Annotated in this window: 12 protein-coding genes; 2 read left to right on the plus strand and 10 right to left on the minus strand. The window is 47.7% G+C overall.

What is annotated here, in order from left to right; translation table 11 throughout:
* Nucleotides 1–145 precede the first annotated feature (145 nt).
* On the plus strand, nucleotides 146–670 hold the full coding sequence (locus B9Y93_RS10965; RefSeq protein ID WP_085494439.1) for a hypothetical protein: 525 nt from the start codon (nucleotides 146–148) through the stop codon (nucleotides 668–670).
* 235 nt (nucleotides 671–905) lie between these two features.
* Here the strand turns inward: B9Y93_RS10965 and B9Y93_RS10970 are convergent, their stop codons facing one another.
* Nucleotides 906–1,970: a LacI family DNA-binding transcriptional regulator gene (locus B9Y93_RS10970; RefSeq protein ID WP_085494440.1), complete on the minus strand. Its 1,065-nt coding sequence runs from the start codon at nucleotides 1,968–1,970 to the stop codon at nucleotides 906–908.
* Nucleotides 1,971–2,490: 520 nt separating this feature from the next.
* Here B9Y93_RS10970 and erm point away from each other — a divergent pair.
* Nucleotides 2,491–3,354 carry a 23S ribosomal RNA methyltransferase Erm gene (gene erm, locus B9Y93_RS10975; protein WP_085494441.1) on the plus strand — a complete coding sequence of 288 codons (864 nt, stop codon included), beginning with the start codon at nucleotides 2,491–2,493 and terminating at the stop codon, nucleotides 3,352–3,354.
* 209 nt (nucleotides 3,355–3,563) lie between these two features.
* Here the strand turns inward: erm and B9Y93_RS10980 are convergent, their stop codons facing one another.
* The 9 genes from B9Y93_RS10980 to B9Y93_RS11020 all read right to left on the minus strand — a co-directional run bounded on the left by B9Y93_RS10980 (nucleotide 3,564) and on the right by B9Y93_RS11020 (nucleotide 12,789).
* Complete coding sequence (locus B9Y93_RS10980; protein WP_240968112.1) at nucleotides 3,564–4,217, minus strand: C40 family peptidase; 654 nt, start codon at nucleotides 4,215–4,217, stop codon at nucleotides 3,564–3,566.
* An 845-nt stretch (nucleotides 4,218–5,062) separates the two neighbouring features.
* A complete protein-coding gene (locus B9Y93_RS10985; protein WP_176228901.1) occupies nucleotides 5,063–5,959 on the minus strand; it encodes a cation diffusion facilitator family transporter in 897 nt (298 codons plus the stop codon).
* A 616-nt stretch (nucleotides 5,960–6,575) separates the two neighbouring features.
* Complete coding sequence (locus B9Y93_RS10990; protein ID WP_085494442.1) at nucleotides 6,576–6,722, minus strand: XkdX family protein; 147 nt, start codon at nucleotides 6,720–6,722, stop codon at nucleotides 6,576–6,578.
* Entirely contained in the window at nucleotides 6,715–7,314 is a 600-nt protein-coding gene (locus B9Y93_RS10995; RefSeq protein ID WP_085494443.1) for a hypothetical protein, read from the minus strand. The genes B9Y93_RS10990 and B9Y93_RS10995 overlap by 8 nt, the downstream gene beginning before the upstream one ends.
* A gap of 15 nt (nucleotides 7,315–7,329) precedes the next feature.
* Entirely contained in the window at nucleotides 7,330–9,981 is a 2,652-nt protein-coding gene (locus tag B9Y93_RS11000; protein WP_085494444.1) for a hypothetical protein, read from the minus strand.
* A gap of 383 nt (nucleotides 9,982–10,364) precedes the next feature.
* Nucleotides 10,365–11,003 carry a hypothetical protein gene (locus B9Y93_RS11005; protein ID WP_085494445.1) on the minus strand — a complete coding sequence of 213 codons (639 nt, stop codon included), beginning with the start codon at nucleotides 11,001–11,003 and terminating at the stop codon, nucleotides 10,365–10,367.
* Entirely contained in the window at nucleotides 10,996–12,180 is a 1,185-nt protein-coding gene (locus B9Y93_RS11010; protein WP_085494446.1) for a baseplate J/gp47 family protein, read from the minus strand. The genes B9Y93_RS11005 and B9Y93_RS11010 overlap by 8 nt, the downstream gene beginning before the upstream one ends.
* The gene (locus B9Y93_RS11015; RefSeq protein ID WP_085494447.1) at nucleotides 12,152–12,520 is read right to left on the minus strand and encodes a DUF2634 domain-containing protein; all 369 of its coding nucleotides are present in this window, start codon (nucleotides 12,518–12,520) and stop codon (nucleotides 12,152–12,154) included. The genes B9Y93_RS11010 and B9Y93_RS11015 overlap by 29 nt, the downstream gene beginning before the upstream one ends.
* Nucleotides 12,517–12,789 carry a hypothetical protein gene (locus B9Y93_RS11020; RefSeq protein ID WP_085494448.1) on the minus strand — a complete coding sequence of 91 codons (273 nt, stop codon included), beginning with the start codon at nucleotides 12,787–12,789 and terminating at the stop codon, nucleotides 12,517–12,519. Before B9Y93_RS11020 ends, B9Y93_RS11015 begins: the two co-directional genes overlap by 4 nt.
* Between the last annotated feature and the right edge of the window lie 2 nt (nucleotides 12,790–12,791).

Genomic DNA, 12,791 nt, shown 5'->3' on the forward strand with positions numbered 1-12,791 from the left:
GAAGGCAGTAGGTTGCCTGTTTAGCCTAGACTGGTCATGACAGAAGAACAGCGATAACTTTATACAAGTGGATGTTCCTATTGTTTTTTTCTATTACAGGGACACTTCATAAGCAGTAAGAGGAGATCTAAAGGAGGTGAAGCATGTGCATGCTATAAAACGTTATGGCGCAGCTGCAGCCGTTATCATGGCAAGCCTTCTTCTGCTGCTGTCGGCCTGTATGCGTACCCCCTCAATTTCTGAGGTCTTGGACAGGGATATAATCAAGGATGATTACACCATTCTTGACACCATAGACGTGGACAACGGACAGCTTGTGTTTTACCAGCGTCAGACGTTCCAGGATATTGGCGTGGCAGCCGCTAACACCTCGATGGAGCGCTCCTCTGTCCAATATAGCGGACAATTGAGTACTGCCGCGGGAACGCCGAACCGCCATTATTTCTCCCTGGAGCTTGAGGGGCAGCCTTATTCCATCTACTTCGGGCGACTGGATGAGCCGCGCCAGGCTCCTGTGTCTATTCGCTTTTGGGATGCTGAGAATGAGGAGGAAGCCCTTGTTCATAAGGCTTCTGTCTTGAACATAGAGGGTGCTTCTCTTTGGTACATGGTGTTCGATCATCGCTACGAGAAGCTGTTTGACGTTATAGATCAGCAGGACAATGGATAGAATAAAAAAATCCCTGACACCGCATACTGCATGAAGCACAGCAGCGGATGAGCAAGGATTAGTTAAGCTTTGTTTTACATTGCACTGTATTCTTTTCTTTCTTTATTGGTATCATCGACTTCAGAGAAATGCTAATCTTTTATACGAATATTTTCGGAATGAATTTATTTGGTATGAATATTCGAATGAACGTGTCATTCATCTAGCATCCGATGACGCTGCCGCTGCCTCTACGTTATACCTGCCCAACCGACATCGCCTCGACTCGAGTTACAGAGCTTCTTGTGATCAGCTTAAATGGAAGCTGCATGCGAAACGCAAATGGATACGGGTCCTCCAAGCTGTCCAGCAGCGTCTTAGCGGCGGCATAGCCCATCTCATACTTAGGAATATGAATGGTAGACAAGGGCGGTGTTGTATACTTGGAGAACTCAATATCATCGATGCCGATAAACGAAATATCTCTAGGAATCGACAGCCCGGCTTCCGTAACCGCTCTCATCGCGGCAATCGCCATCATATCACTGGCGCAGAACATCGCGGTTGGCCGTTCAGCAGCCATTAGCAGACCCTTCATTTGTTCATAGCTCTCATCTGCGTCCCAGTGGGAGTTGATCGTCCACTGTGCCTGATAAGGAAGCTGGTATTCTTCCAATGCACGGCGATAACCCGTAAAGCGCTTCTCTCGATCCAGCTTGCCGGACAGCCCGGTCCCTCCAATAAACCCAATGTCTTGATGGCCTAACTCGATCAGGTGCTTGACTGCGGTATGCGCGGCACTCATCCGATCATAGGAGATGATCGGAATCTCCGAATCATTAACATCAATGCCGACAATAACAGGCACCCGCTCCTTTAACCGCTTGTACAGGCTGGACGTCAAACCCTCAATGCAAATGAGACCGCTTAAGCCGCGCGTATCAAGCAATGTATTGAATAACACCTCATTCTTAAGCTCAGCTTGTGTATGCAGAAAAGACAGCGTAAGGCCGGATTCCAGCAGCTTCGCTTCCATTCCTTGAATAATCGGCGAGAAGTAGGGATGATTGTACTTGTTGTCCTGAAGCGCTACGATGCACCCAATCACGGGCAGCTTAGAGGCATGCTCCCTTCCCCGCTTTGCCCCCGGCCGGTATGACTTCGCTCGTCTCGAGGAGCGATAGTCCATTTCCTTTGCGACTTTCCATATCTTCTGCTTCGTCTCGTCGCTGATCCTCCTGCTGTCGTCCTGATTAATGACACGAGAGACTGTAGATATGGAGACACCAACACGTTCTGCAATCTCTCTTAACGTTGTCATGCTCTCCCCCAATTCTGCGCTTGCCGCATCCTATGGTCTATGTGTCTTTATACGCATCATTATAACGAGCCTGTTATGTAAATAAAAGGGTGAAGTATGTCTACAAGGGGCAATATTGTATAAAATCGTTATAAATGTTGTAGCGTCATAGAAACTGTGGTAGTATAACGTTAATTTATGAAGGAGGGTTGTTAAAAATGGGGTATTTATACATTCGATTCCGTTACATGCAATGAAAATTGCATATGTCTCTGCCTGTGGGTAGAGAGAACGGGATTAGTCTGCCCATTTTTAATCCTCTTCGTTCATTTTATTTGAATATCGATATGTGAATGAATATGAAGGAAGGCAGGGTTATCTGCCTTTCTTTTTTGCGTTAGCTTGTAAGGGTACAAGGAAACAATTTCTTTGTCCTGTCCCATCACCCGCTCATGTGTAAAAGGGGTGGTCTCTTTCCGCTTCTCTCAAACCGCAGGCCATGGTCTGTGGTTTTTTTGTTTTCCAGAAGGGAGCGATAAGAATGACCCGAAATAAACGCAAGCCATCCTATCATAAAGCAAGCTGTGAGAAGACGCCTAATTTCTCTGGACAGCACTTTCTGCATCACCCGGGAACGATAGAAGACATCGTCAATTGCGCGAAGCTAAGCCGTGAAGATGTGGTGATCGAGCTTGGAGCCGGTAAAGGAGCGTTGACGACAAGACTTGTGCAGAAGGCAGGCAAGGTGCTTGCTATTGAATACGACCCGAAGCTTGTCGAGCGATTAATTCGCAAAACTTCGTCATATCCTAACATCAGCATTATTCAGCAGGATATATTGAAGCTTCGTTTTCCGAAGGAGAAGTTCGTTGTCGTCTCTAACATTCCATACGCGATTACAACACCGATTATGAAGCTGCTGCTTGCTCCCGCTTCCTCGGGATTAGAGAAGGGCATGATCGTGATGGAGAAAGGAGCCGCCCGGAGATTCACGTCCGCTTCGATTCGCAGCGATTATGTGCTGTATTGGCGAATGTTCTTTGATCTCCAAATGGGAAGGACGTTGCCAAGAGGGAGCTTCACTCCGCCTCCCAACGTTGATTCGGTGGTTCTAGTGGTTAAAAGGAGGACCACGCCCATTATCCCTTACAAGCATCACTCTTTATTCAAAAGGTTTGCCGAGTGGGTTATGCGCCATCCTGATGTACCACTGAACATGGTGTTAAAAAGCATATTCACTCCGCCTCAAATCAAGCAGTTGAGAAGAAGAGCTGAGCTTGACGCTGATATGTCTGTATCGATGCTGGATGAGTGGAAATGGGGAGAAATCTTTCTAACGATGATACAGGTCGTGCCTAAACCTTTCTGGCCTAAGCCATCTCGTCATTCGCGCAAGAAGAGATAGTTCCCATCATTAATAGGAGGCTATGCTTCTCGATTGAAATTCGATGATGCCGCTATTAGTCCTAACCACCCGTTTAGCCGGTAGCTTCCATTACAAAAAGAAGCCGCTCCATTTCGTATCCAACACGGATGGGAGCGGCTTTTCACCTTTTACAAATTCGAGTTGTATTAAAAGTTAACATATACTAGGATAGCATTCCTGCAAGCAGTTTACTTAACGACAGAGCCTCCAAACAGGAAGCGATATTCCCAGGAGTTGTTTTTAATCGAATTCGTACGAACGCCGCCAGACTTCTTGGAGTACGTATGCAGAATCTTGCCGTTGCCCAGATAGATGCCAACATGGGTGATGCGTTCGGTCTTCTTGTTTACCTTTTTGTAAGCCGACTTGGAAGAGCCGCGATATTTGCCGAAGAACACGAGATCGCCGCGCTTCAATGAGCTCATGCTGTACTTGGCTGTAGAATTGCTGCGAATCCAAGCCCCCTGCTTGCGGGAATCCGCCGGAAGGGTTACGCCAATTGCCTTCTTGTAGGCATGACGGACAAAGTCTGAGCAATCAAAGGTTTTGGTAGAGTTGCGGTTCGATCCGTACTCGTAAGGCGTGCCCAGATAGGACATGCCCACCTTGATTACCTTCTCGACCTTGGAGGATGCGCTGCTTGAGCTTGCATATGCCACGGGTGTCGATGCTGTGGACTGCATCGAATAGCTCGCGCTATCCGTTCCTCCTGTCTCTATGTATGAGTTGCTTCCTGAATTCGTCGATGCTGATGCTGCTCCTGCCGTGGATGCCATAATCTGCGAGGACATCGTCACCGCCAGCAGTCCAAGTAGTATTGCTTTCATCTTATTCTTCTTCATAAGTTGCCTCCTTGTGCAGTGAAGTCATTCGTTTCTGTGATGTAGAGGCTTCATGCTGCCTCGTTTACATGAACCGATGTTCACATGAACAAAATTGTAAACTTATAGTCAACTGTCATATCGTTTACTAGAATTGTATTTCAGTTCCATCACTTGTCCTTCACTATATCAGGCATCTATGTCGAAAACATCGGACTTTTACCTTATATATGACAAATTGTAACCTTTTATTTAGGTCTATAGACCTATATTTCTGGATGTTTTATGTATTTTTAGTAGGATTAAATATCTATTCCACTATTCATGTATCCATATGTTCTTATAGTCAAAAAGTAATACACTCTAGAATTGAGAAATGGGTGAGAAGGAATTTAAGGGTTATGGTGGAAAGGCAGTGCCCGCTAATTCATTTGTTTGAGGAGCTTGCTTTGGTATTGTTATAGAGGAGAATCAGATGGTAGAAATGATAAATGTGGCACCATAACGGCAGCTGCACACTCATTCACTTGAATAGCAGCCAGCAGCTAATCTCTTAACGGCATAATCGAGCAGGATGTTGCACTTCGAGTTGGCTCAGGATTGGTATTTTTCGGCAATAAAAAGGAGAGTTCCTTCGTCATAAACCTATAGAAGCAATAAACAGAACTTTTAATAGAAAGGAATAGGATGGGTCCGAGCCGAATAGTAGGGAAATAGAACAGAGGGGCATTGAAGCATACCCGATATGAAAAAAAAAGCGAGTCGCCTGATAAGGCAACCCGCTTTTCCTCAGTATAGAAGTCATCGTCTATTCTCTTTATAAATGTGTAGCCCTTCACTAGGGGCTAGGATGCACCAAAAAAGTGCTAATGCTCGATCTTGCATGCATGATCCGGAATCTCTAGCGGTTCCACATGGACATGCGCATGCATAATGTTGTGCTTCTTCTTCAATCGGAGCTCAACATCATCGCTGATCTCATGGCTCTCGATCAAGGTTAGCAGCGGATCGACAAGCACAATAACGTCCAGGAATACCTGATTGCCGTGCAGCCTTGCCTTAATCTCACGAATCTCGCGCACCCCGTTCGTCTTCTCGATTGTCGAGCGTAGCGTCTTCAGCTCATCCTCGTCAAACCCATCCGTTAACACCAAGGTCGCGCTGCGGAAGATCTCCCATGCTGTCTTCAGGATCAATATCCCGACTACAAAGGCCGCTACTGGGTCAAGCCATGGCAAACCCATCTGCGAGCCGAAGATCCCGATTGCTGCGCCGATACTGACAAAGGCATCTGACTTATTGTCCTGCGCCGCTGCCATGAGGGCTTGGTTGTTGATCTTCTTCGCGAGATTGCGATTATATGTGTACACAAGCAGCATGACAGCCGCGCACCCAAGTGCTACCCACCCCGTCAGGGGATTCGGCGTCTCCGCTTTGCCTTCGATTAACGACATCACGGTCATATATAGAACCTGCAAGCCCACCGTCGCCATAATAAAGGAAGCAATGAGCGCCGATACCGTCTCCGCTCTAAAATGCCCATAGGGATGATCATGATCCGGCGGCTTCTGCGATATCCGCAGGCCGATCAGCACGGCTATTGAAGCCACAATGTCCGTTAAGTTATTCCAACCGTCTGCCTGAAGCGCAGCAGAATGGAAGCCGAATCCGATTCCAAGCTTCGTCAACGACAGGACAATATAAGCGCAGATGCTAAGCCAAGCGCCCTTCTCGCCTTGCTTCATCTCTTGATATACGTCCACGATTCGCCCCTCTCTGATGCCCTAAATGACAACATGATATTCTGTTCACTTATGGTAACACTCCATATCCGTGTGGGTCTAGAGAAACAGAATTGCTGCTTAGACGAACTGTTGCCGTCATGTCAAGGTGTTGTAGAGCATCTTTTTTGTTGGGCTTTCAACCAAAAGTTGAAACGCTCCAACTTAGCAGCCATGCTCCAAAAGACAACCCTCTCCAATTATTAGTATGCACATGAGGGAAGGGAATTATAGGCGCCAGACGAGGGTTTGTGAGCATTTTGAGGGAAGTGGGATAATGGCGTCCATTATCCCTGGTACTTGCTTATTAAAAGTTCTTTCACGTATATCTCTATTCAAGTTGAAGAAAGGATTGTCTGGATCGTTACCATCGTCCAACTTATTATTTTATCGCTCCGCTTGATAATGGATGCAGATATAATTAAGCGTTGCTTATCGCGTGTTGGTTCATTCTCTAATTCCACCAACATGTCCGTTTCGGGAACCAAGTTATAGAACAACGATCAGACATCCCCGTTCAATCGTATCCTATAAGCAACCGACATTCTGGTTTTGATGAATACATGGAGCGCATTTCTGACAATGCGCGATTTACTCATTAAGATAGAACATACTCGTTGCCTGTAATTTCTGTGTATTGTTTGGGCGAGATTACTTCGAACTGCACATACATCCGAAGCTGCGCGTCCTTGGCCCAGCCTTTTTGGTAATAATAGCTCAGTCGATCAACATCGTTGTTAAACATTTGCTTTCGCCTCCAGCTCAATTAATCTAAGTTTCAGATTAGCGATAGTACGATCAAGCGCTTCATTTTTTCCTTTTAACTCTAGGATCTGAAGCTCCTTCTCAACCATCTGAGTGCCTAATATGACGCTTTGTTCTCGAAGCTCTAATGCTTCGAGCTCACGCTGCACCATTTGTCCCCCTAACGTTTCGGTAGGGTCAGGCTGTGGAATGGGTCTCAAAGCCTCGATCTCTTCTTCCGTCAGTCCGTTGCGCCAAAATTGGCTCCAGTCTACAGAAAGTGGAGGCTCTGGCGCTGCTTCACCACTCTCAGGATCATATGCGGACAGCTGATTCTGATAATCCGCATAGGCTTTCTCATAATCCTTGCGCGCCTGTTCGTAACGGTGAAGATCGAATGTTGGATCATACAATCCGTCTGGCAATGGAATCGCCACGGTGTATCCCGTGATCTTGGATTCTGGCAATGCGAATTGCTTGCTATGTTCCGAGTTAAGAGATTCCTCGATAGGAAAAACGCCCGTCACGGAATCCGCAACGAGCGTTGGTTCGATGTATAAACCGTTGATATCGGTTATGATTGCCTCTTTCATTTGCGTCCTCCTTTGTTATTGTTCGGCTTCGAATATGATTCCATCTAACGAAGAATAATCTGTTCCGTGGAATCCTACTCGCACATCTCCATCTGGCTTTATTTCCAAATTGCTAGGTGTTAGATTTCCAGACGTTACAGAAAATATATTTAATATAACGGATTTGTTAGGTCTGTATCCGATAGGAAATTTAAAAATGACCGTGCTGCTAGTTGTTGTGAACAATCCTTTTAAAAATACTAAACCGTTCCATTTTTTATACATCGCAGGGGAAGCATCGTGCGACGCAGACCCGTTCAACATTGTTGGAGCAATCCATTGTGGCGATTCTTCATCTGCTTTCTGGTTCTCGACAACACTCAAGCGGCGTTCTATATCTCCTGTGTGTTGCGCTAAATCCGAAACTACTCCTCGCAGATTCATAGCTACATTTCCGTTGATTGGTGCTGATAGAGTCGGGTCTAGCATCGTGTAGGTGACGTGGTAGACTGCGGTGGGGTCGAAGTTCTGCGGAGTAATGAAAGCAAATGAACCTCCTAAACCCGCAGCATTATTTGTCGCTATTGTGGCATTACTCCCCCTGCCATTATTACGATACGCCGACATAATATCATTGGTTCGGTATTTTAGGGCTGAATTAGGAGCGTCCTTATGATTAATCAGGTAGTTAAGTCCTAAGGTCACGGTATTCGCTTTCTCTCTCAGCACAATGCCGCTACCTACCTCGACCACGTTAGAGCCTTCACATAGCGTCAAACCCGTTTCATAGTTGCGTACAGGTTCGACAGTTGGTTTTGTTTTGAGGTATTGAAGGCGGTATGGTTGCCAAGTACTATCAACACTAGGAGGGGCGGTAGGCAAGGTTAGAGTTGCCGCGCCAGAAGATAAAGCATCTGCACCAATAGCGATCCATATTCTATCACCATTTCCGTTATATTGTGCTGACCAATCAGAAGAAAGAGCCATACGCCACCCCAAGAAATACGCCTTGATCTCGTCGGCAGTCGGTTCGTACGCATCTCCCCATCCGCTGTCTGTGTTGGAGATAGAAATAATAAGCGCATGATTTGAAGTCGAATGCCAGAACGATTCGCTTATGATATCAGCACCAGTAGATGATCCACCAACCACCAATAGTTCTCCGTTGTATTTTACAGATACTGGTTTTTTAGAATTGTCTCTGCCTATGGCGAATCCAGCTATTTTAACGGTTTTTACTCCAGCTTTTGGCGCTGCGTCATACACCCACGGCAACGCTCCGTCCAACTTAACCTTTTTCCACTTCTCTAACACGTAAGGTAATCCATCATCACCTGTAAACAACACGTCAGCATTCGATCCATCAAGAGGATTTGCGGCAAGTTGGCATTCGGCTGCCCACATGGAACATGATTGTGGAGCGAATGGCTGTGGCGTGGTCGTTGGCGTGAGTATCGGTTTTTTGAACTTACAGCTCGGCAAAGAAGTATTCCCGTCAACATTTCCTAAATGCACCGATATGTGGGTTGTCCCTGTTGGCGTTGTGAAGCTTGCTTGCTGACTTTTAGTGTAACGGACTATTGATTGCCCACCAATTAGCTCGTTGTTTGCGTCCCATGCATTTACGCCTATCAATCCAGTGTGTTCGACACTAAGCGTCATGGTGGTTTCCTCAGCAACCCTCAAGTAGTAATTTACGTCATCCGGTATTGGAGTTGTTATTTCAAGTTCATAAAGATCATGCAGTTTTTTATTGCCGTTATTTGCCCACTCCGTAAACGGTGGCAACAGATTGCCGCTAGTCGCGATAGCATACGGGTTCGTGACGTTTGTCATGCTGTCTACGTACGGATATTTTGCAGCGACCTGTTCAGATGTCATTGTCGCGATAGCATCGTACTCCGTCTGGCTTATTTCATAGAGACGAATATTGTCGAAGTTCACCGCACCCACTGCGTTGTTAACTGAGAAATATATGCCGATTAACTTTTCCGTACCTGTTGCAACGAAGGCGCAGGTACTTGCCGCCATCCCTACACTGATCCTATTACCGTTGTGGTCCATCGCATCCTCTTTGCGAAGTACAACCCACGCGGACATATCACCCCTGACAATACCGACCGACGCAATCGCCACATAATGAGCCCCAGCTTTCAACGCCGTACTCAATGGTGCAAAACATGCATACGTGCTCCCCATATTCGCTGATTCCCACGTCGCAAGCATGCCTTTACCCAACTGCACCTCGAACCAAGTTGGGCGCGCTGCTCCTGCCTTAACGCTAAACGCCGAAGCATCCTCACACGCTCCCGCACGTCCAAGAAGGTTTATCAACGTCCGCCCCTTAATACTCCCAACATTAAACGGCGTATCCTGATCAGATTCTACAATCTGAACACCCGGCTTCAGTGTAATCTCCTTATGTTCCGCGTCAGCAAGGACAGCCTCGTTCAGCTTTCCCGCTTCATTTAAGCGAACAACGCCACTCTCAGAAGGTTCACTCGTCACATCGCGGTGATCGACCGCGTTGTCCTGCAATTCCTGCAACGCTTCATAAGTCGTATTCGCCTGCCAGTTCAGCCATCCGGCAGGGGGCTTGTCCTGTGCTTTCCAGCCTTCCTCCAGTTTGTGTTCAGGCGGCTGAATCCCTTGTGCCTTCCAAGTAGGCAATGGTTTCTTGAAACTCATAGCTTCACCTCATTTATGATCTGCTCTTGATGATCGTGATCATCTTGAAGGCATATTTTCACTGTTATTCTGTAATGTCTATTATAAAAAACTCATTCTTTGACATTGCTAATCGTTGTGGACAACCGTAAACGTCAAAGCAAACACTGCGTGTAGATGTTCAAAAAAAGAGCTTCTCAGCTACTCAAATGTATAGAGTCTGAAGATGGAAGAAGCTGAAGATGAAAGAATTGCATCTAGCAATTCCGGTAATATCAGAAACACACATCTGACTTCGTATTGCCTTGGATCGCTTCGAGAATGAGTGTACATTCAACATGGAATCTGATTATGAATCTCCTTTTGTATCATAGGATGACTCTTAGGACACTCTAGGAGCCTGCCTATAAGGGTAGCTCATAATCATCGCCCGGAACATACAGATCCCCTAATGTTCCGCCGCCGAGCATGTCATCATCAGTTAGACCATGCTCGCTGGTCTCGACCTGACCCATCTGAGAAGAGAGCGCAAAGGTACCCGTCAGCTCTACCTCGCCGACACGAACGCCTGCGGCGACGACATTTTCGACCAAGGACATAAACTGTGCCGGGCTTAGCCCAACCTCATTCAGCTTCGAATAAGGGACTTCCTTGACATGGATCGCCGCAGGCTCTGGCTGCTTCGGATCGTCATACTGCTCCGTAATGCGGAACTCATGATAATCCGTCTGCAGAGCAAGCGCCAGCACTTCAATGACGGAATCCAGATTGCCGCTCGCGTTCATCCGAGCAAGCTTGGAACGAAGCAGCAGACGATATACCTCGTCCGTCGCTTGGCCTCTCGACTGCCCCAGATTGTGGCCAATCTCATCGAGCGTCGTGCCTTCTGCTTCCTCAATGCTTTTCCATAAAGAGATCTGCTGAATCGTCTCGCTAATAACGTTCATTTCCTTCAGCCAGACCTGAACAAGCTTCGAAAATACACTGTCTTCTTTCGCCACCACATCTGGCAGCAGCTTCATGACTTCTTCCAGCTTAAACATGCGTGACCGCCACCTTCACTCGCTCAGGCGCTACCCGAGCCACATGATACAGGGGAATATCCACATTGCCTGTCATCCATGCACCGTCACCCAGCTTTACGCGAAGTTCGGTTACTTCCTCAATACCCGCTACATTCTGCACCGCAGACAACAGTTTGGAATACACCACGCGTGTCCCTTGGGAAAGGCCCATATAATCCTGCTGGTCTGCACCAACGCCGCCAATGTATTGGGCGACTGCCGTTTGAATCGCTGTCTCGCCATCTGCTGAGAACGATGCATGGACCAGCACTTCTGCCTCAACATAGACATCCAGCATCGTCATACGGCTGAATCGAACCTTGTGCTGACCTCCGCTCACATCGCTCACCGTGATGGCATCTGTGCCATCTGTTCCGATGCCAGCGGCCTTTTTATCAAAAATCGTCTTCGCAATCTGCTCCGATTGACCGCCATATACATAAGCGCGAATGGACTTCGCTGGAATGCCTTCCTCGCTCTCCTGCATCGAGTCATTGACTCGAACCGATGCGGAGCGAACATCTGGAAGCTGCAGCAGCGCAGTTGCAATCGCATCCACTGTTGCCGCATGGCTGCCGTCCCGTGAGGCGCGAAGCCTGTCGCGGAATTCCACATCATTTTCCCGCTCGCGGCCATTCTGCATGCTGCTGTGATTCACGACCGCTGTTACATCTCGGTCCGTATTCAGCATCTCGGTGATCATGGCTGCTGCCACATTGCCAGAGGAGCCTGGCTCATTTGCCACGACCGACACACGACCTTTCCCATCCGCACCAATCTCACATGGCGCGATGGTTGAGAACCAAACGCCCGTGCGGGTTCCCACTTGGAAGCCTGCCGGCACGATGTATCCGCTTGTGCCTGTAAGCTCGACTTCGCCGTTTGCCACCTGCTCCATTTTTCGACGCAAGCCATAAAATACCGCCAAAGCATCCAACTGTACGCCTGTCGCATATTGAATGTAGGACTCGTGATAGACAAGCTCCACATCCTCCCACAGCACAGACAAATGCCACGAAAACAGCTGCAGCATCATCCCAAGCGGCGAGGTTGCAGATGTATTCACATCCTGTCCCAATTGCTTCGTCAACTCCATGACCATGTCTTCATAAATCTCGTTGTACGTCTTACGCTTCAAGCCCGCTGATGTTAACATCCTCTAATCTAACCTCCTCTCCTTCGAGTCCCGTGCATACCATCTGAATGGTTGCCGATCGACTCGCCTTATCCCAGACGACTTCAAGCTCATCGACAGATCGAATGCGCTCTTCCTCCGCAAGACAACGCAGGATCGCCTCGCGAATGGTGTCCTCCGTCACCTGCTTGCCAAGCAAGCCTTCTGAATCAAGTCCCATATTAGGGTCAAAAAAATACTCGCCTAAGCGAGTTCCTAATCGTATCTGCACCGATTGCGCCAGCTCCTGCCGACCTTCGATCCATGCGATCTGGCCTTGAGACAAGACCAAATCTCCTTGTTCCAGCGTCCAAGCCTTCATCCGCCTCCCACCTTTCCAATCACGACGCCGCCGGATTGATGGGCTTCCGTAAATACAACCAGTACGCGGCTGCCGATCTGAAGGGAAGAGGAATTCGGCTGCTCCAGCACGGGAAGATAATAGCGAATGAGTCCTTGCTCCCCTTCCAACTCTACATCTGCGGTAGCACCACTCATGCTCACAATCGTTCCGATCCCAGCTGCCCTTGCTTGATCCAGCTTATAATCGATCCATGCCTCCAGGGCACCCACTGCTTGATTTGCTGCCATCT

The organism is Paenibacillus aquistagni, from assembly GCF_900177815.1.
GTDB classification, from domain to species: domain Bacteria; phylum Bacillota; class Bacilli; order Paenibacillales; family Paenibacillaceae; genus Paenibacillus_B; species Paenibacillus_B aquistagni.